The 18,448-nt window shown below is 35.3% G+C and carries 21 protein-coding genes and 1 other RNA gene; 2 read left to right on the forward strand and 20 right to left on the reverse strand.

Features of this window, described 5'->3' with window-relative positions; all coding sequences use genetic code 11:
• Nucleotides 1–25 precede the first annotated feature (25 nt).
• Nucleotides 26–382: an MmcQ/YjbR family DNA-binding protein gene (locus OK18_RS18270; protein WP_050020892.1), complete on the reverse strand. Its 357-nt coding sequence runs from the start codon at nucleotides 380–382 to the stop codon at nucleotides 26–28.
• Nucleotides 383–513: 131 nt separating this feature from the next.
• Here OK18_RS18270 and OK18_RS18275 point away from each other — a divergent pair, with 131 nt between their 5' ends.
• A complete protein-coding gene (locus OK18_RS18275) occupies nucleotides 514–1,173 on the forward strand; it encodes an NAD(P)H-binding protein (RefSeq protein WP_050020891.1) in 660 nt (219 codons plus the stop codon).
• A 118-nt stretch (nucleotides 1,174–1,291) separates the two neighbouring features.
• Here OK18_RS18275 and OK18_RS18280 read toward each other — a convergent pair whose 3' ends face one another.
• From OK18_RS18280 to OK18_RS18340, 13 genes are all read right to left on the reverse strand, one after another.
• Nucleotides 1,292–1,867: a glutathione peroxidase gene (locus tag OK18_RS18280; RefSeq protein ID WP_050020890.1), complete on the reverse strand. Its 576-nt coding sequence runs from the start codon at nucleotides 1,865–1,867 to the stop codon at nucleotides 1,292–1,294.
• A gap of 36 nt (nucleotides 1,868–1,903) precedes the next feature.
• Nucleotides 1,904–2,566, reverse strand: a complete 663-nt coding sequence (locus OK18_RS18285; RefSeq protein ID WP_053328939.1) for a hypothetical protein — start codon at nucleotides 2,564–2,566, stop codon at nucleotides 1,904–1,906.
• A 118-nt stretch (nucleotides 2,567–2,684) separates the two neighbouring features.
• Entirely contained in the window at nucleotides 2,685–3,407 is a 723-nt protein-coding gene (kdsB, locus tag OK18_RS18290) for a 3-deoxy-manno-octulosonate cytidylyltransferase (RefSeq protein ID WP_053328940.1), read from the reverse strand.
• A 220-nt stretch (nucleotides 3,408–3,627) separates the two neighbouring features.
• Nucleotides 3,628–4,608: a phosphatase PAP2 family protein gene (locus tag OK18_RS18295; RefSeq protein ID WP_053328941.1), complete on the reverse strand. Its 981-nt coding sequence runs from the start codon at nucleotides 4,606–4,608 to the stop codon at nucleotides 3,628–3,630.
• 124 nt (nucleotides 4,609–4,732) lie between these two features.
• Nucleotides 4,733–5,326 (reverse strand): hypothetical protein, encoded by a 594-nt coding sequence (locus tag OK18_RS18300; protein WP_053328942.1) that lies wholly within the window; start codon nucleotides 5,324–5,326, stop codon nucleotides 4,733–4,735.
• A 109-nt stretch (nucleotides 5,327–5,435) separates the two neighbouring features.
• Entirely contained in the window at nucleotides 5,436–6,689 is a 1,254-nt protein-coding gene (locus OK18_RS18305; protein WP_053328943.1) for a pyridoxal phosphate-dependent aminotransferase, read from the reverse strand.
• 28 nt (nucleotides 6,690–6,717) lie between these two features.
• Nucleotides 6,718–7,626, reverse strand: coding sequence for a hypothetical protein (locus tag OK18_RS18310; RefSeq protein WP_053328944.1), 909 nt, complete (start codon nucleotides 7,624–7,626; stop codon nucleotides 6,718–6,720).
• Nucleotides 7,627–7,640: 14 nt separating this feature from the next.
• Nucleotides 7,641–9,356: a phospho-sugar mutase gene (locus tag OK18_RS18315; RefSeq protein ID WP_053328945.1), complete on the reverse strand. Its 1,716-nt coding sequence runs from the start codon at nucleotides 9,354–9,356 to the stop codon at nucleotides 7,641–7,643.
• An 87-nt stretch (nucleotides 9,357–9,443) separates the two neighbouring features.
• Nucleotides 9,444–9,638 carry a hypothetical protein gene (locus tag OK18_RS18320; protein ID WP_053328946.1) on the reverse strand — a complete coding sequence of 65 codons (195 nt, stop codon included), beginning with the start codon at nucleotides 9,636–9,638 and terminating at the stop codon, nucleotides 9,444–9,446.
• Nucleotides 9,616–10,317, reverse strand: a complete 702-nt coding sequence (locus OK18_RS18325; protein WP_053329429.1) for a GIN domain-containing protein — start codon at nucleotides 10,315–10,317, stop codon at nucleotides 9,616–9,618. The genes OK18_RS18320 and OK18_RS18325 overlap by 23 nt, the downstream gene beginning before the upstream one ends.
• A 364-nt stretch (nucleotides 10,318–10,681) precedes the next feature.
• Nucleotides 10,682–11,077 (reverse strand): hypothetical protein, encoded by a 396-nt coding sequence (locus OK18_RS18330; RefSeq protein WP_053328947.1) that lies wholly within the window; start codon nucleotides 11,075–11,077, stop codon nucleotides 10,682–10,684.
• Nucleotides 11,077–12,027, reverse strand: a complete 951-nt coding sequence (locus tag OK18_RS18335) for a glycosyltransferase family 2 protein (protein WP_050020882.1) — start codon at nucleotides 12,025–12,027, stop codon at nucleotides 11,077–11,079. Before OK18_RS18335 ends, OK18_RS18330 begins: the two co-directional genes overlap by 1 nt.
• A 16-nt stretch (nucleotides 12,028–12,043) precedes the next feature.
• A complete protein-coding gene (locus OK18_RS18340; RefSeq protein WP_050020881.1) occupies nucleotides 12,044–12,646 on the reverse strand; it encodes a DUF4199 domain-containing protein in 603 nt (200 codons plus the stop codon).
• A 130-nt stretch (nucleotides 12,647–12,776) separates the two neighbouring features.
• On the opposite strand from OK18_RS18340, the gene ffs reads away from it, so the two are divergent.
• An RNA gene (ffs, locus tag OK18_RS20950) (signal recognition particle sRNA small type) lies at nucleotides 12,777–12,874 on the forward strand.
• A 115-nt stretch (nucleotides 12,875–12,989) separates the two neighbouring features.
• Here ffs and OK18_RS18345 read toward each other — a convergent pair.
• The 6 genes from OK18_RS18345 to OK18_RS18370 form a co-directional block, all read right to left on the reverse strand.
• On the reverse strand, nucleotides 12,990–13,676 hold the full coding sequence (locus OK18_RS18345) for a metal-dependent hydrolase (protein WP_053328948.1): 687 nt from the start codon (nucleotides 13,674–13,676) through the stop codon (nucleotides 12,990–12,992).
• A gap of 404 nt (nucleotides 13,677–14,080) precedes the next feature.
• A complete protein-coding gene (locus OK18_RS18350; protein WP_156173326.1) occupies nucleotides 14,081–14,431 on the reverse strand; it encodes a hypothetical protein in 351 nt (116 codons plus the stop codon).
• A 1-nt stretch (nucleotide 14,432) separates the two neighbouring features.
• Complete coding sequence (locus tag OK18_RS18355) at nucleotides 14,433–15,632, reverse strand: hypothetical protein (RefSeq protein ID WP_053328950.1); 1,200 nt, start codon at nucleotides 15,630–15,632, stop codon at nucleotides 14,433–14,435.
• Between the two features lie 37 nt (nucleotides 15,633–15,669).
• Nucleotides 15,670–16,116 (reverse strand): SRPBCC family protein, encoded by a 447-nt coding sequence (locus tag OK18_RS18360; RefSeq protein WP_053328951.1) that lies wholly within the window; start codon nucleotides 16,114–16,116, stop codon nucleotides 15,670–15,672.
• 17 nt (nucleotides 16,117–16,133) lie between these two features.
• The gene (gene menA, locus OK18_RS18365; protein WP_053328952.1) at nucleotides 16,134–17,063 is read right to left on the reverse strand and encodes a 1,4-dihydroxy-2-naphthoate octaprenyltransferase; all 930 of its coding nucleotides are present in this window, start codon (nucleotides 17,061–17,063) and stop codon (nucleotides 16,134–16,136) included.
• The gene (locus OK18_RS18370; protein WP_053328953.1) at nucleotides 17,060–18,430 is read right to left on the reverse strand and encodes a hypothetical protein; all 1,371 of its coding nucleotides are present in this window, start codon (nucleotides 18,428–18,430) and stop codon (nucleotides 17,060–17,062) included. Before OK18_RS18370 ends, menA begins: the two co-directional genes overlap by 4 nt.
• Nucleotides 18,431–18,448 lie beyond the last annotated feature (18 nt).

Raw genomic sequence — 18,448 nt, forward strand, 5'->3', positions numbered from 1 at the left:
TACCTAAAGAGCAGATTTCATTGGATTATAAAGAATCATTAACAGCATTCTGGGCTTTTTTTGTCAAAGATTGAAAAACCAGCTCATAGGACTGATCAATAAGTTTAAGGATCAAATCTTTTTTTAATCCATCTACCATTACAGAGTTCCAATGAGTTTTATTCATATGATAGGCACCAGTAATCTGAGGGTATTGTTCCCGGAGTTCAGCACTCCATTCCGGATCTGTTTTCACATTAATTGATAACGGTTGTTTTTCAAGCCCCATCAGTAAAAACATTTTCGTATCTACTTTTAATACCAGTGTCTCATTATCGAAGGGGAAACTTTCCGTAACTCCTTTTTTGGTCAGACAATAATCTAAAATTTCGTTAGCATTCATGACAATAAGGGTAAGTAAGTGATTGTAAGTAATATTTGTAACGATAAATGATATTGAATAAAAATATTTAATCCTTTAATTCAAATTTAGTAAATTTAGAAGAGAAAAATAGTTTCACCAATTACAATATTATGAAAGCTTTGGTAATCGGCGCTACAGGTGCCACAGGAAAAGACCTGGTTAATCAGTTATTGAATGATAAAGATTTTGACGAAGTTGATATTTTTGTCAGAAGACCTGTTGACATTGAAAACGAAAGACTTAAGGTTCATATTGTTAATTTTGAAAAACCTGAAGAATGGAAGAATATGGTAAAAGGTGATGTTGCATTTTCCTGTTTGGGAACGACTTTAAAGGATGCCGGAAGTAAAGAAGCCCAGAAAAAGGTGGACTTTGATTATCAATATGAGTTTGCAAAGGCCGCCAAAGAAAATAATGTTGAAGATTATATTCTTGTTTCCGCCTATGGGGCCAATCCGAAATCCAAAATTTTCTATTCAAAAATGAAAGGAGAGCTGGAGGAAGCGGTAAAACAACTTCATTTTAATAAAATTACCATTTTCAAACCGGGGATGCTGGAACGAAGAAATTCTGAAAGAACCGGTGAAGTATTAGGCAGCCGGATTATAAAGTTTGCCAACAAATTCGGCTTGCTGGAGAGCCAAAAACCCTTGCCTACTGATGTTCTGGCTAAAGCAATGATCAATTCTTCCAAAATAAAAAGCAACGGCTATTCCAGTATTAAGCTGGGAAATATTTTCTGCTTTGCAGATAAAGTCATTGAGCAATAGTTAAGTAAGTCACGGCTAACCTATTCTGATTCTAGAGTTTTTCCTTGCAGCTTGTTTTCAAAAAATAAAAAAGTGGATCCAGGGGAATCCACTTCGAACTTATAAATTTCTTGTGATGTTATTTCAGATGTTTTGTAATTGCCTCGCTTGTCGGCTTGGTAGTACTTACATACGTATCAATCAGTTTTCCGTTTTCATCGATCAGGAATTTCGTAAAGTTCCAAAGGATCGTGGTATTTTTTACTCCGTTTAATTCCTGTTCTGTTAAATATTTAAAGATAGGTGCCATATCATCCCCTTTTACAGAAACTTTTGCGGCCATTGGAAATGTGACTCCATAATTTTTCTGGCAGAATGCTCCGATTTCAGTATTGGTTCCCGGCTCCTGCCCTCCAAAATTATTGGCTGGAAATCCTACCACTACCAGTTTATCTTTATACTGCTCATATACTTTTTCAAGATCTGCATACTGTGGAGTAAAACCACATTCTGAAGCAGTGTTGACAATAAGGATTTTCTTCCCTTTAAAGTCTGCAAAGTTGATTTCTTTACCATCCAGGCTTTCCACTTTGAAGTCGTATATCGTTTTTCCCATAAGTTCTTTGGTTTTAGCTTTAGAAATTTCGCTTTTTTGATTGGTGCAGCTCTGCAAAAATGCCATAAAGGAGAGCAGCAGTAAAAAAATCTTTTTCATTTCTTATTAATTTATTTGCCGGTTACAGCAGTTGGATTAAAACTTAAAAATATTGGCCGGAAAAACTTTATTCACCTCTATTTTATTGAGCAGCATGACATAGTCACCGTCCTTTTTGGAGCTTGAAGATTCTATCCTGAAAGGCATTGTAAGGTTACCCACTTTTTTATAGTCTGAGTAAATTACCGTTTCGTCTTTTTTCACTTCCTTTAGCAACATATACGTTTTTGCATCAAAATAATACATGTTCTTATTGACGTTTTTGGTAAGTTCCACTTTATGGCAATAGATCTCTCCTACTTTTTCTTTTCCGAGATATCTGGCATCAAATCCCTTGTTTTCCCAGTCGATAAAATCATTATCAAAGCTTTCCGGTACATACTCCGGATATTCCTGAAGTTTATTGGCAGCGTAGTTCATTGCATACCCTTTAGTTCCGTCAAAACCTTCAATAGCAGTATCTTTCCCGTTGATCGTAATGATCGTTTTGGTGAAGTTCGGGCGTTGCTGGTAAATTTTTATAGGATATTCATCTTTGATTCCCAACACTACTTTTCCCTGCAGCAATACTGAATTTAAAAGCTTCCAATTCGTTAATCCTCCGGATAGCTCAATGTTTTTGTCTATGATCTCTTTTGCCGTCTGGGCAAAAGCATAATGCGAAAATATCAGGCTAAATACTAAAAGTAACTTCTTCATTAATTTTATTTATAAATTCAAATATAAGGGGATTTAAGCGAAATAACAAAAGGTTAAGAAAGCAGAGAAAGCGGAAAGACAAACCTGTAAATCAGCGATTCACTTTTTGCTTTCATTTTCAAATCAACTTTCTGGCTTTTTCAAGGTCTTCAGGAGTATCAATACCTACTCCTACAAAGTTGGTTTCTATCATTTTAATTTTCATGCCATATTCGAGATAACGGATACATTCTATTTTTTCAGAAATTTCCAATGGTTTCATTTCCAACTTGGAGAACTGCAGCAAGGCTTCTTTTCTGAAAGCATACACCCCGATATGTTTGAAATAGCTTATATCGTAAGATACCTCCCTGTGAAAAGGAATCACGGAACGACTGAAATACAGGGCAAAACCATTATTGTCCGTAATGACTTTTACATTATTGGGATTTTCTATTTCTTCTTTTTCAGACAGCTTTATTTTTAGGGAAGCCAGGGAAATTTCCTGTTGATCATCTGCTTTGAAAACGTCGATCAATTGTTGCAGAGGTTCCAGTTTAAGGAACGGTTCATCTCCCTGAACGTTGATCACGATATCACAGTCGATATTTTGTACGGCTTCAGCAATACGGTCACTTCCGGTCTCATGTTGTCCTGTCATAACAGCTTTCCCTCCATTTTTTTCGATTTCTTCAAAAATAATTCCGGAATCTGTAGCTACAAACACTTCATCAAACAAACCTGTTTCCACCACATTCTGATAGGTAGTGGTAATAACGGTCTTCTCTCCCAGAGTCTGCATTAATTTCCCCGGAAAACGGCTCGCTTCATAACGGGCAGGGATCACAGCAATTATTTTCATTCAGTAAAATGTTAATTAAGTTTTTTTTAAAATCGCCATTCCGTTTTGCAAGGAATAATAAGGCTTATCTCAGACCAAAAATAGTGAAAACTATTTACTTTGTTCTATAAAATATAGTATTCTGTCCAGGCGTCCAGCAATCTTTTCTGTCTTCAAAAAGAAAAACTCCCACACTTTTAATGCAAATGTGAGAATTGTATAAATTTTAAATGAGTGAAAATTAAAAAGAAAGCTTTACGCCTACCATATTGTACTCCCATTGCCGGGAAGCTGTAAGGTCAAATTTATATTTTGTTTTTCCTATAGTACCTTCTGAAGATGTATACCTGCTTTTTGAGATGGTTTTCCCGATAAAATATCCCATCAATAAAGCCAATGGATAGTCTGAAGCCCAGTGTACTTTACTTTGCATCATTTGAAAACACAATGCCCCGGCCAAGGTATATCCCACAGGTTTTATCCATTTGGCATCCGGGTAATTGTCTGCAATAACGGTGATACCGGCCATAAAGGTTGTTAAATGTCCTGACGGCATTGCATCATAATTCGACGTATTTTTACTGAATGCGGAAAAACTTGGGAAAGGATTCCAGGCTCCGCCTTTATGTCCATATTCTTCTGCAATAAACGGGCTTTCTCTTCCGGTAATTCGTTTAATGGTTTGAGTAAAAACTCCTGAGAGAATTAAGCTTTCCATCAATCCGCTTGCTGTAGCCTGTGCCCTGTAATCATTTTTGATCAATCCGTAAGTACCAAAACCGATTCCAAGCAATACCAGTGTGGAACCGTTTCCTATCAAATATAAGGTTGAACCGATATCTTTGGGTATTTTAAAAACTCCACCGAGCTTTGTATAATTATTATCCTTGTCCATACCCCATCTTTCCCCCAATTCTCTTGAATTATCTATCAGTTTTTGATCAAAAGGCAAAAGAATTAACGTAGAAACTACTGCTCCCCCTAAATAATAAGCATGGTCTTTCGCTACAAAATCTTTATTGGTATCAATAAAATTTCTGGGTAATTTGGTGACAAAATCCAATAGTCTGGGCTTAGGATAGGTCCGGACAGAGCCGTCTTTAAGTGTATAAGTTTGTACTTTAAGGACTTCTTTTTGTAATTCTTTCACCTTTAATGTATCCTGCTCCTGTGCGGAGAGCCATAGAGATACTGGTAAAAGCAGAAATTTCAATTTTTTCATCTTTGTTATTTTCAACCCTGTTTATCTTAACTTATGAAATCCCAAAGGTAATTCCTGTCAGATTATACTACAAATATTTATTTAATTTTAATTTTTATTTAATTTTCTTATAAAAGTTAACTTGTTACTGGTCTATATATTTAACGAAAAGAATAATTCCGTAAATCCAAGAAACGTATAAAAAAGAATATAAAAAGCCATATGAGAAGCTTTTTAATATATTTCCTTTACATTTTCCGGAGTTTTTAAATACCAACCTCAAAGCTCTGAAGAAAATCCAATACAGCATAGCAGCTAAAAACAAAACTGCAGACCAGAAAAAAAGTCCAAGAAAAGATAATAGAAACGCAAGCAGAAAGGAAAATATAATCCATAAAACAATAGAAATTATTATACCTCCTATTCCTTCTCCAACATCTGGTAAGCCCAAGTCAAAATTATCCAAAGTTCCTGAAAATCCCGGCGCTTTTTTCATCCTTTCTGCCGTTACAATATTTCCTAAATTATCTTTCAATTTTAATCCGTTGTAAAGGCTTAGACTGATAAATAAAAAGAATACTATTGCTAGAATAGATGTTGATACAATAGAATTTTGAAATAAAGATCGGTGAGAATCTATTCCCGATAACCATACACTCAGAATTACTAAACCAATAATGACTAATGTTGAATAGAATAGAAATTTAGTATAGATAGGTGGTTTTCCTGGAAGTTTCATAACATTTGTCTACTATATAAAGTTCGACTTCACTCTGCGCAACAATGCTAATTCATTATGATTTTAGCGCTGTCATGCTGAGCGAAGTCGAAACATGTATTTATTCAAATTATTTTAAATTATTCAAAGCGTTTTCCAGTTTCGGAAGCATCACTTTGATCTCGTCGATGGCAAGACCTCCTACTGACGCACGGAACCAAGGCTCTGATTTTTCTTCTCCGAATGCAGAGAAAGGAACCAAGGCAACCCCAGCTTCATTAATCAGATAAAATACCAGGTCTGATGAGTTTTCAATTACAGCTCCGTCAGGTTTAGTTTTTCCGATATAATCCAGTTTGATGGTAAGATAAAGTGCTCCCATCGGTTCGATACTGTCTATGGATAATCCTTTTCCTTTCAAATCCTGAATGCCTCCGTGAAGAACTTTTAAGCTTTCTTCCAGTTTAGCTTTAAAATCAGCTACGAATGTATTTACATTTTCAGGATTCTCATAGAATTTTGCAGTAGCTTCTTGTTCAGGCTTCGGTGCCCAGGCTCCTACGTGGGTAAGAAGCGCTTTCATTTTATCGATAATGTGGGCCGGCCCGAATCCCCATCCTACACGTACTCCTGTTGCTGCAAGACATTTTGAGATACCATCGATGTAGATGGTATATTCTTTCATTTCAGGGAAAAGGGAAACCGGATCTACGTGCTCTGCACCAAAAGTAAGGTTAGAATAAATCTGGTCATACATTAAGTATAACGGTTTTTCATCCGCTCTTCTTTTTTTGTTTTCAGCAATTACCAATTCACAGATTTCTGAAAGCTGCTCTTTGGTGAACATTGTTCCTGTTGGGTTTAGTGGAGAACACAAAGCCAATAGAACGGCTCCATCCAAATGAGGTTTTAAATCATCTGCTGTTGGAAGGAAATTGGTTTCCGGCTTTGTTTTTACCTCTACAGCATTCGCAGAAGTAAGGTAAGCATAATGATTATTGTTCCAGGATGGAGTTGGGTATACAACTTTATCTCCTTCATCTACGATAGTTTTGTATACAGCATAGATCAAAGGTCTTGATCCTGCGGTAATTAAAATATCATTAGGAGCATAATCCAGGTTCCATCTGTTTTTCAGATCTTTGGAAACCTCTTTTCTTAAAGATAAAAGTCCGTTGGCAGGTGGGTAATTTGTCAGATTATTCTGATAGGCTTTCTGAATCTCTTCCTTCAGCAATGCCGGGATAGGATAGATATTAGAATTCAGGTCACCAATAGTAAGATTGGCAATTTCTGCACCCTTTGCTTTTAGATCGTTTACTTCGTTACCAATTTTTACAATTTCAGAACCAATCAGGTTCGCCGCTAATTTTGAAACTTTCACTTTATTTCTTATTTAAAATTTACTATTATTACTCTACACGGATTCTCTCATGTATTTGATCTACCGGCATCTGTGCATCAAAAAGGGCTATTAGTTCTTTTGCTTTTTTTGCCGTATTGGAATTCGGATATTTTTTGATAATCCTATTGAATTCCGCCCTGTTTTCATCGTATAGTTTTCCGGTCCCTTTGTCGAAATCTATTTGGTAGGTTGGCGTATTATCCATTCCCAGAAGATAATCGATCAGGTACATATTATACCCTTCCTTTACCGTTTTCATCAACTTACTTTTAGGATATTTGTTGATGAAATTTTCCCAGAACATCAACCTATTTCCCAATTCTTCCCAAGAGATCATCAAACCGGCATCTGCTGCATAATTGGTCTCGCTTTCTTTGTCATTCTGCATAATATAAGCCTCATAATCCGGTGTCACTTTATTCTTAAAAACAGATGAATAATATCCCGGAACCGTCCAGATTTCAGTCATCCCTTCTCCTACTTCCCTGAATTCGAGACCTGCTTTTTTAAATTCGGCTGCGAGTTTTTTCACATTATCCGGAAGATTGTATCGTTCTTTTTCTGCATCATAATAATTGACATATTTGTCTAAAATGTCAGCATGCAAAGAACTTAGGCATTCTGTATATTTTTCTCTTATTTTTAGAAAGTCTTCATACGTTTTATCATTCTGTTCCAGACTGTTTCCTGCAATCTCCTTATCTGTTTTAGTACGATACCATTGAAGGGAGTTTATATAATCCTCCGTTTTATTGGCAGGAGAACAGGCTGTATCAATTGGTTTATACAGATCTTCTTTGGTTTCGTTTTTGGCAATTGAGTCATTTGCTGGTTTTACATCAGAAACTGTAACTTCCTTTTTACAGGAAACTACAGCTGCAAACAGTATACAAACTGTTATAATATTTTTTATCATCTGCTATCCGGTGATTAATCCAGTTTTAAATCTGTTTTAACCGCTCCAATTTTAGCTTCCAATGATTTCAATTTATCCTTAAAGTCAGCTTCAGAAGTGATGGCATCTTTTACGGAAACATAAAACTTAATTTTGGGCTCTGTTCCTGAAGGTCTTACACATACTTTTGTTCCATCCTGAGTATAGTATATCAATACATTAGACTTTGGAATATCAGCCATTATCTTTTTCTCATTCGTAGAAACGGTAAAGCTTGTCTGCTCTTTAAAATCCTTGATTTCTTCTACCGGAGAACCTGCCAATTCTTTTGGAGGATTTTCGCGGAAGTTTTTCATCATACTCTGGATTTCTTCTGCTCCTTCTCTTCCTTTTCTTACAATATTGATTAATCCTTCATAATACATTCCAAGATCTTTGTAGATCTCAATCATGTACTGATACATTGTTTTTCCGTTAGCCTTGCACCATGCAGCAATTTCACAAGCCAAGAGAATACTTCCGCAAGAGTCTTTATCACGAACAAAATCTCCTGTCATAAATCCGAAACTTTCTTCTCCACCGCATACGAATTTTTGTGTTCCTTCTGCTTCACGGATCATTTTCCCAATCCATTTGAATCCTGTAAGACCTACCTTACATTCTACTCCGAATTTTTGAGCAATATCATAGAAGATATCAGATGTTACAATCGTAGAACCAATAAACTCTTTTCCTGTAATTCTTCCCTGCTTTCTCCATTCGTTCAAAATGTAATAAGTAAGGATGGTATTGGTTTGGTTACCGTTCAGTAACTGCATTTCACCTTCAAGGTTTCTTACAGCAATTCCCAATCTGTCACCATCCGGATCTGTTCCAATCACGATATCAGCATTGGTTATTCTTGCAAGATCCAACGCCATTTCCAACGCTGCCGGTTCTTCCGGATTTGGAGAATCTACCGTTGGGAAGTTTCCACTTGGGATCATTTGCTCTTTTACCAGATCAATCTTTTTAAACCCGGCTTTTTCTAAAGCTTTTGGAATGGTTGTATAGGTAGTTCCGTGGATGGATGTGAAAACAATATTTAAGTTTTCTTTTCCTACATTCTGATAGGTAGAATTTTCAATGCAGGCATCGATGTACACATCATCCTGCTCCTCTCCGATCCATTCGATCAGATCATCATTTCCGTTAAACTTAATTTCATCGAATTTTACAGAATATACTTCCTTGATGATCGCTTCATCGTTGGGTGGTACGATCTGTGCCCCGTCATTCCAATAAACTTTGTAACCGTTATATTCAGGTGGGTTGTGAGAGGCTGTTAATACAATTCCTCCGTTACATTTTTTATCACGAACAGTGAAAGACAGTTCCGGAGTGGGTCTGTGGTCTTTGAAAAGCAATACTTTAATTCCGTTTGCTGTCAAAACATCGGCAACCAATTTTCCGAATTCTTTTGAATTATTACGAACATCATAAGCGATAGCGACTTTGATTTCTTCTCCCTTGAACTGCTGCAGCATATAATTGGCAAGTCCCTGGGTGGCCTGTCCCAATGTATATTTGTTTAAGCGATTGGTTCCTACTCCCATGATACCGCGCATTCCTCCTGTTCCGAACTCAAGTTCTCTGTAAAAAGAATCTTCGAGGTCAGGTGAATTGCTGTCAATTAATAATTGTACGGCATCTCTTGTTTCTTTATCGAATGTTTCATGTAGCCAAAGTTTTGCTTTTTCTAATGTTGTCATATTTATGTTTGTTTTTTAAGCTGGAAGAAGGAAGCTGGAGGCTGGAAGATGTTTCTGTGCCGAGCTTCAGAATTCTGCTTTTTTTTATTATTCTGTTTTGTTTTTAAGCTGGAAGATCGAAGCTGGGAGATGGAAGTTTTCTCTTTTCCCAGTTTCAAGCTTTCTGCCTTTGTTTTTATATTTTGTTTTTAGGTTAAAAGAGGAAAAAGTATGGTAAACTAAAAGTTCTCCCGACTTCTGGCTTCCTTCTTCCAGCCTACTAATCCAGTTTCTTATTTTCAACTTTTGCCGTTTTCTCTACCTTAAACGCTCTGATCGGATCGTTATAATAGATAAATTTGGCAGTATTCTGAATATTTCCTTTCAAAGAATCTTTAACATTGACCTCTGCATAATTTCCGTTTTTAGAATCAATATTCAGGTTGGTGATTTTCCAGTAGGGAGCAATTAAACTTGCTGTGTCTGAAATCTTTATTACGGCTTCTTTCGTTAATCCCAAAAAATTGGCTCTACTTCTGTTCTGCATCTCCACTTCTGCTCTTCTGGTGTTTACAGATCCCATGAAACTTGCATTGTTTTTCATATTGAGTCTGAAATTATCTGTTTTAATTTCACTCGAAATATTCATTTCCACGGAATCGGAAACTGCTACTTTTTCTAGGTTATATTTTGAATAAATGGTCACGTTATAAAAATCCACTCCTTTTGTTCCTCTCTTTTCTTTAATGAAAAGTGTTTTATCTTTTACATCAACGTCAAGGTTATTTGCTATGTTGGGATACGTCTCAATTTCCACAAAATTTTTCGGGCCCCTGGCATAAAATACACGGAATTTACCATTCAGATCCAGATTAACAAACTCTGAAACATCCACATCTTTCTTTTCAATATTTCCTTTTGGAGAAACCTTACCACAGGAAATAACCGCCACCAGCATTAATGTGTATACTATTTTTTTCATATTTAATTTTAAATATTCTATTATCATTCTGATGATTAAACATAATCATTCGTATCGAAAATCCTCAAAGCCATTTTACATCTGATCCAGAGAATTCCCAACTCTATTATGTAACAAAAATAGGATTAAAATTTTTAAAAAACTTTGTCTTTTGACAATAAAATACCTGATAATTTTCAATTTTTTTACTTTTCAGGGAGAAGTTAATTTTCTTTTTTGTCCTATTCTTATAAAATCAGAGGTTGAAATTTTAACCCATTAAAAATAAAAGCCAGTAATTTCTACTTACAGGCATTCCATAAAAGAAAAAACATCTCAAAAAGCATTACTTTTTGAGATGTTTTATAATATATATTGATATCATTTAATAACTATTTTCCGCCGAAGCAGAATAAATTGCTAGTGCTACCAAAATAACAACAATAATAATTCCAATAATTAAAGGTTTCCATATGGGTTTCTTTGGATATTCCGGTTCGTTGGGAAAATATTTCGGAACAAAATAATCGGATAATAATATCCCTCCTGCAAACCCGCAAACATAAGCCAGAGCACTGATGGGTTTATCCGGAATATTAACTATAATACCTGTCAATATGGTTATTACAATAGAAACTCCTAAAACAGTATAAGCTTCTTTCTTCTTATCGACATCCAATAGGTTTTGAAACAATAAAACACCTCCGAAAAGCGTAGAAAGAAAAATAGAAAATCCTAAAATTGATTTTTTAGAATAAATTTTGGGTAATTTTTCTTCCATTATATCACTTCATCAATATTATAGTTCTTATGCTCACGGTTGGTTCTGATAATCATTTCTCCTAAGAATCCGGCAACAAATAATAAGGTTCCCATGATCATCATCGTTAAAGCAATATAGAACCAAGGGTTATTGGTAATCAAGTGTCCATAAATCCCTCTGGCTACATCAATCAGTTTGGATACTCCCAACCAAAGGGCTGAAAGAAAACCGAAGATAAACATTAAGGTTCCTACTGCTCCAAAAAAATGCATGGGCCTTCCTCCAAACCGGCTTACAAACCAAAGCGTTACCAGATCTAAAAAACCTCTGATAAATCTTTCTGTTCCGAATTTTGAAGTTCCGTAAGGCCTTGCCTGATGCTGTACTTCTTTTTCAGTAATTCTTCTGAATCCTGCATTGGCAGCCAATACCGGGATATAACGGTGCATATCCCCGTATACATCAACGGATTTTACGACTTGTTTTTTGTAGGCTTTCAAACCACAATTGAAATCGTGAAGATATACTCCCGAAACTTTTCTGGCAGCAGCGTTGAATAATTTTGACGGTATATTTTTTGTCATCACATTATCAAAACGCTTCTTTTTCCAACCGGAAACGATATCGTAATTTTCATTAACAACCATATTGTAGAGTTCAGGAATCTCTTCCGGGAAGTCCTGTAAATCTGCATCCATGGTGATTACCACATCTCCGTTCGTTCTTGCAAAAGCGGCGTGAAGTGCCTGTGATTTCCCGTAATTTCTGGAAAATTTAATAGCGTGGATCTGAGGATACTGTACTTTCATATTCTCAATAATACTCCACGACAAATCCGTACTTCCATCATCTACAAACCAGATTTCATAAGATAAATTATTGGTTTTGCAAACGTTATCAATTCTTGAAAAAAGCTCTTCCAAAGAGTCTTCCTCGTTCAGTAACGGAATAACTATAGATAAATTCATTTAATTTTTAATAAAATTAGGCTTGATTGGCTTCTTCGGGCTGATAAACACTTCTCGTTCTGAAAAATGCTCCGAAAAACACCGACAAAACTACGTAAAATATAAGAATTGCTGCAAAATATCCTGAAAAATGACTTGCCGTAAGCATATCTTTTCCTTTCACAGCTTCAGGAGTAAAGCTTTGCAACCTTTCTTTGTATTTTTGATCCAGCTCATCAATATCTTTCTGATGTTTTAAAATTTTTCTTGCCGAAGTATATTCTGTATCCAGTTCTGATTTTTGTCTTTGAACATATTGATAGTTCAATAGGCTTTTGGCAGCCGGATCCACAAAGTTTAGAAAAGCATAAATACTGAAAATGGAAAGAATTCCCCCTATGAACATCGGAATAAATGCCCTCTTGAAAGCTTCTTTAAACTTTACAACTCTATGGTTATTCCAATATGATTTAACAGACCAGAAAGCAGCACCCGCATATAAAACAGGTAAAATAAAAGCATTGGCTTTCAGTGAGATATCAAAATAATTGATTCCTGAAAAAAAAGTGTATACTACAAAAAAAACGATCATTGTAGCGATAAATAGTATAATTCCTAGTGTTGATGGACTTTTCGTCATGTTTAAATTTTTAGAAAAAAGTGAAAAATTATTCCTCTAAATGTCAGCTGCTTAGCTCTACCACTGCATTTTTTCGACAAATTTTCTTTAATAATGTTTTGAAGTTTACAAATATTTCCTACCTTTGCAACGGCAAGTCCTAAACAACCAGCTCCTGAGAATCCTCCAGGGTGGGAACGCAGCAAAGGTAATCGGTCGTAGCGGTGTGATTTAGGTAGCTTGCCATTTTTTTTTGGTTTAAAGTGAGAAGAGAGGTAATTGGATAATTATCTTTTTTTGTTTTTAATACCTTACGCACTATTTTCATTGTTGATTTTTAAAATTACCTCCTTTCTTTTATTGATTAAAATTCGAATGTCTCGCCCAGTTTCGGTAAAACAAGTTCTACATTTTTATCTGCAAAATGCTTTAATGCACTTTCGTGGTTGATCTCGATTGCAGGGAATGTATCAAAATGACACCCGATTACTTTTGGCGTTTTTAAAAGTTCCGCAGCCGCAAAAGATGCTTTTCTCGGGCACATGGTGTAGTGACTACCGATAGGAAGAATAGAAAGGTCGATATTCCCGTATAATCTTGGGAATAGTTCCATATCTGCCATTACCCCTGTGTCTCCTGCCAAATAGATGTTTTTACCTTCAGGAAGCCTGAAAATATACCCTACAGGAACCCCTCCGTAGCTTCCATCCGGGAAAGAGCTTGTATGGTGAGCCGGAACCATGGAAATTTTAAGATCGTCGATTTTTGCTGATCCTCCCAAGTTTACATCGTCTGTATTTTTTGCCTGTTTAAAATACCCGCATACTTCAGGTACCCCGATTACAGTAGCCTCCGGATAATGCTGCAAAACTTCCGCAACATCTGCAATATGATCACCATGCGCATGGGTCAACAAAATGTAATCGATTTTCTGAGCGGCAATATTAAATCCCGACTCTGCTTTTTTGTAATTGTAAAAAGGGTCACTTAAAATAGTCTTGTCTTTGTAAGTAAACAAGAAACAATTTTGCCCTAAAAATTGTATTTTCATTGTACGTTTAATTTTTCAATTATTATGAAACACCAATGGCTCAAATAATTTCACAAATACACAATGAGGTAGTGACATTCGTGAAAGTGTTTGTGACATCCGTGGTTTATTCTTTTTATTTTATATCAATTCTATTTTTCAACTGAAATCTCCCCTGTTTTGGAATTTACTTTTGCTAAAAAATATAATGGAGCTTCTTCTTTATTTCTCTTATCGTTTTTATTTGCAAAGCCAATGTAATAAAACTCATATATATACATAACTTGATAAAACGAATCTATGTCATAGGGACTTTTTTCTACATTAATTTATCATTTGTAGAATCAGTCTCATATCCAAAGTAGTAGTATCCATCCTCAAAATAATAAAAAATTGGTTTTAAGTCTTTAAACTCTTTTTCATTATTATTCTTTAAACTCTAATATTTCTCCAGTATTAGGATCAATCTTCATGAGATACCATATTCTGCCTTCTTTTCCAAGCTTATCGTCTTGATGAAAAAAGCCAATATTATATATTTTTTTTTGTACAAATACTGTTTTATGAAAAACATCGTTTGTCGAAGATATTTTCATCTTAAATATTCTTTCAAAATTACCTTCATAAATTTGATTAAGCTTCTCTAAATTTACTTTGGACGATCTTTCAAAAGCAGAAAACTCAGGTGAGCCAGAATAAATTTTACTGTTAGAATTTTTACACCCTAATAATGTAAAAACTGACGTTAAAAAAGACATAATAATGTATTTTTTCATTTTATGGAAAGTTTTTACTTTCATTTTTAATAATATTTTGCTTTGCAAATTGGTTTGAATGTTGTCTAGAGGTGCTAATAAAAGATTTTAAATCCTCTAGTAAACCGCTTGGCATTTGAGTTGTGTCTGGAATATAATTACTCATTAGAGGTTTTGTAATGTTAAACGGAAATGCCTGTTGTATAGCAGTTTTCACGGCTGTAGTACATTGCTCTCCTGCCCAAGGCCAAACACTATAAACTTTTAAATGCTCATATCTTTCTTCCCACCATTCTATCATTTTTTTAGCTTCTCTTTCTTTTACATAAAATTCCACTTTGTGAACTTCTCCATAAATATTAGTTGGTCTTACTATATAATTACCATTACTATCCTTTATTCCATTCCATGGAAATGCAATATGTTCAAGAGCCATTTTTAATGTCACTTCTTCTGCTTTAATTTTTTTTCTCTCTGCTATACTCTCGCCCCACCAAGGTCTCCCCGGTGCAAATTTTTCATTAATGGTATAAACAGGCTGACCATCTTTATCCAGTGCTGTTAGATCAATATTATCATCCTTATCTCCATCTTCATTAAAATCATAATCATATCTTTTTTCACTTACAATTGTCTGTGCATAGTCTGGTCCATAATCAAAGTATCTATCTCCAATTGCCATAGCTGAGTGTCCTGCTAAACCTAAGGCACTAAGAGGATTATTTAGTAATGTATAAGACGAATGCGGCAATTCTATCAAAACCGTAATAAGCACCTCTTTTTCATACAGCATCAGATAGTCATCGCTGTCATGAGGTAAGTTTACGATATTACCTTTGTATTCACATTTTACATACAGTTCCAGTTCATCCCCTTCAAAGTTTTCCTGCAAAAGGGCAAGACTACCTTCTCCGGTTGTCCATTCTATAAAGCCTATATTGCCAGTTATTTTCACTTTATTATAAGCTGTTGTGGTCCCTTGCACAGTAAGACTAAGCCTATCATCCAGAAATTCTATCCCATCAGAATCATATACCGTAAAAATAATTTCATCGCCGTCATCCACATGTTCGGTTTCTATATGAAAGCGGATGGTGCCTCCTATACCGGCTTCCTTTATAGAACAATCATCTTTATTCGTCCACCAACCTCTTACAAAGTACATGGAGAGGAGCTTTCTTTTTATAGTTTTTTTTACATCGTATTCTACTCCTGGTGGCATAAGCTAAAGGGCTTCGATGATGGATAAATTTTATCTATTATTTCGGCGGAAATTTATCTTCAATCAAATTCAGTTTGATTCTATGCTCCAAATAGGCTTTACAACCATCTAAAACTGTTGTGAAACCACCTGTATTGTCATTAACCTGTCTTAAAAGGTTTTCCCCGGTCTGGCTGAATCCATAGCTTTTAATCACAACAAGGGTTCCGTTTTCCATGGTTTTAAACTCATAGTCTACATTCACGGAAGGTTCACCCCACTCTGTTTTAATGAGTTGGTTCGGGATGATCTGATGAACTTTCACTACGTTTTTTACTCCATACATTTCCCATTCCCAGGTAACCGTTTTACCCTCTTCTAATTTTCCGGTAGATTTGGTAAACCAGAAATTAGTCGTTACTTCAGGATTGATGAATGCTTCAAAAACATCTTCAATCGGTTTTCTGATAAGCATTTGTGCTTCGACGTAGACATTGGAACTCATGATATACTATTTTAGATTTAATTAAATAAATTAAGCCCGGCCGCCGTAAGAATAGCCATTACAAACGTCATGATTCCCACCTGCTTCAAATATTGATCTAATTCTTTCGGCTCTTTTACCGACATGATATTTCTTCTCAGTTTTGCTAACGGGAACAACAGGATCATTACAATAAAAACATAATAATTTTGCTGCTGTATAAATCCGTTTACTCCTAAAAAGATAAGGATAAGGATCAAAGGAAGCTGTAACAGGATCATTTCATAAATCATGGCATTTTTGAATCCGATTCTCAATGCAAAACTGTTCTTTCCAGATAATTTATCACTTTCAATATCCCTCATATTGTTAAGGTTAAGGACCGCCATACTCATCATACCCACTGCTGTTCCCGGCAATAACATATCCCAGCTGAAAGTTTTTGTAAACAGGAAATAGCTGCCGCATACGGAAACCAATCCAAAGAAGATAAATACGAAAATATCTCCAAGCCCCATATACCCATAAGGCTTCTTCCCTACCGTATATCCGATAGCTGCTAAAATACTTGCCACTCCCAATCCGATGAAGATATAAAATTCATTCATATGTTCCGGAATAAAAGCTACATATAGCAACGCAATTGTCGCCATAAAAGATAATGCAGAGAAAAGAATCACAGCATTTTTCATTTGTTTTGCTGTAATTTTTCCTGATGCCACTGCCCTTGCTTCCGCTTCATTGATTCTTTTGGCATCCGTTCCTTTTACTCCATCGCCATAATCATTGGCATAGTTTGATAAAATCTGATACAAAAGCGTTACCAAAAGTGCGAGTGCAAAAATTCTCCAGTCCCATATTCCGCCTTCCCTGTATAATCTCCATTTGGCAATGAAAGCTCCCATAATAATCCCGCTTAATGAAAGCGGTAAAGTTCGTAGCCTTGCGGCTTTTATCCAATCAATCATTCTATTTTATATACTGAATTTATAAAATTATTTGAATCGTATTCTATTTCTGTAGCTTCAAATTTTGTATTCAAAACATTATAAGTAAACCATTTACCTCCATGAATAATCAATTTATCTACATTGTCCAGATCCCATTCATCTATACATTTTGAACAGCGCAACAGTCTTCCCCCTTCATTCAACAGAAAAGTATTTTCGCCTATCTCCTCAATCCAGCTGTAGATGCCCGGAAGGATAATTTCTTCATTTTCATTTATTATTCCCCATTTGCCATTGGGATGAAAACGATGAACTGATATATCTGTGCGGATTTTATTCAGCTTAGCCTGGACAATTTCTGTTTCAGGATCAATTTCGTCCGTATATCCTGTAGATGAATACCAGTTGCCTTGAAAAATCTTAAAGTTTTTATTCATTGAGCATTTTTCAACAAAATCATAAGTCTGCTTCAAGAGTTGCTCTCCATTAAAATTGATAATGCTAAAATCTGTTTTTTTCTCCGACTTTTTCCCAATTCTGAGACCGTTTTCAACTACCTCATCAATATGATTGAAACCAGGATAGGTTCTTTTCTTATTGCCTTCGGTATCAAAACAGATTATTTCATTTTCATCTACAGCAAAGATGGTCTCTTCAGCAGTTCTCACAATAACATCAAGATAAGCTTTATCTAGAATATAATTTCCTGTATTATCTATAACTTGCTTTCTTACAACATTATCATAGTCTATTATACAGACCACAAACAGATTATATCTATAAACTTCATCCACATTGAAACCATCCAGTTTTATTTCTATTACCTCATTATCGATCACCGCGATATCCGGAAACAAACCTATATTACCTCTTTTTTCCTGTTTGATAAATCTGCCTTTTTCATCAAAATAATACATTTGTTCTAAGAAAGTTTCCGGATCTACTGTATCTTCAAAAGAAGTGGTACAAACAAAAACATTAAACAGCTCATAAAACCGGACTGAATTAAAATAAGGCAATATGAGTATGCTATTATTCTCTTCGGAACAAATACCATAACAGGTTCCGTATTTCCATGGATTTATAGCCTTTGTATCTGTCAGATAAATATTTCTAAATCTTGAACTGCAGTCTTCAGAAGGCATTTTGCCTACTTCAAACTCACGGTCATTCATATGGAAACGATACCAGATATGCTCACTATATTCAGATTTGAATTCAATTAGTGGAAAACAATCTTTCCCAGAGAAATCCCTATCAGGATTATCATAGAAATACCGATCTGATAAATATTGTTCAAAATCAGTATAGAGAAGAAATTCACTTTCCTTTCTTCTTTCTTTACTTGCTATATTTCTCTCAAGATCTTCCCGACGAATTCTCATGGCCTACAAAAATAGTTT

The sequence above is a fragment of the Chryseobacterium gallinarum genome (assembly GCF_001021975.1).
GTDB lineage: Bacteria > Bacteroidota > Bacteroidia > Flavobacteriales > Weeksellaceae > Chryseobacterium > Chryseobacterium gallinarum.

Excerpts from the sequence above, each read along its gene's own strand:
- OK18_RS18270 (WP_050020892.1), bottom strand. The coding sequence starts at position 382 with ATGAATGCTAACGAAATTTTAGATTATTGTCTGACCAAAAAAGGAGTT.
- OK18_RS18275 (WP_050020891.1), top strand. The coding sequence starts at position 514 with ATGAAAGCTTTGGTAATCGGCGCTACAGGTGCCACAGGAAAAGACCTG.
- OK18_RS18280 (WP_050020890.1), bottom strand. The coding sequence starts at position 1,867 with ATGAAAAAGATTTTTTTACTGCTGCTCTCCTTTATGGCATTTTTGCAG.
- OK18_RS18285 (WP_053328939.1), bottom strand. The coding sequence starts at position 2,566 with ATGAAGAAGTTACTTTTAGTATTTAGCCTGATATTTTCGCATTATGCT.
- kdsB (WP_053328940.1), bottom strand. The coding sequence starts at position 3,407 with ATGAAAATAATTGCTGTGATCCCTGCCCGTTATGAAGCGAGCCGTTTT.
- OK18_RS18295 (WP_053328941.1), bottom strand. The coding sequence starts at position 4,608 with ATGAAAAAATTGAAATTTCTGCTTTTACCAGTATCTCTATGGCTCTCC.
- OK18_RS18300 (WP_053328942.1), bottom strand. The coding sequence starts at position 5,326 with ATGAAACTTCCAGGAAAACCACCTATCTATACTAAATTTCTATTCTAT.
- OK18_RS18310 (WP_053328944.1), bottom strand. The coding sequence starts at position 7,626 with ATGATAAAAAATATTATAACAGTTTGTATACTGTTTGCAGCTGTAGTT.
- OK18_RS18315 (WP_053328945.1), bottom strand. The coding sequence starts at position 9,356 with ATGACAACATTAGAAAAAGCAAAACTTTGGCTACATGAAACATTCGAT.
- OK18_RS18325 (WP_053329429.1), bottom strand. The coding sequence starts at position 10,317 with ATGAAAAAAATAGTATACACATTAATGCTGGTGGCGGTTATTTCCTGT.
- OK18_RS18330 (WP_053328947.1), bottom strand. The coding sequence starts at position 11,077 with ATGGAAGAAAAATTACCCAAAATTTATTCTAAAAAATCAATTTTAGGA.
- OK18_RS18335 (WP_050020882.1), bottom strand. The coding sequence starts at position 12,027 with ATGAATTTATCTATAGTTATTCCGTTACTGAACGAGGAAGACTCTTTG.
- OK18_RS18340 (WP_050020881.1), bottom strand. The coding sequence starts at position 12,646 with ATGACGAAAAGTCCATCAACACTAGGAATTATACTATTTATCGCTACA.
- OK18_RS18345 (WP_053328948.1), bottom strand. The coding sequence starts at position 13,676 with ATGAAAATACAATTTTTAGGGCAAAATTGTTTCTTGTTTACTTACAAA.
- OK18_RS18350 (WP_156173326.1), bottom strand. The coding sequence starts at position 14,431 with ATGAAAAAATACATTATTATGTCTTTTTTAACGTCAGTTTTTACATTA.
- OK18_RS18355 (WP_053328950.1), bottom strand. The coding sequence starts at position 15,632 with ATGCCACCAGGAGTAGAATACGATGTAAAAAAAACTATAAAAAGAAAG.
- OK18_RS18360 (WP_053328951.1), bottom strand. The coding sequence starts at position 16,116 with ATGAGTTCCAATGTCTACGTCGAAGCACAAATGCTTATCAGAAAACCG.
- menA (WP_053328952.1), bottom strand. The coding sequence starts at position 17,063 with ATGATTGATTGGATAAAAGCCGCAAGGCTACGAACTTTACCGCTTTCA.
- OK18_RS18370 (WP_053328953.1), bottom strand. The coding sequence starts at position 18,430 with ATGAGAATTCGTCGGGAAGATCTTGAGAGAAATATAGCAAGTAAAGAA.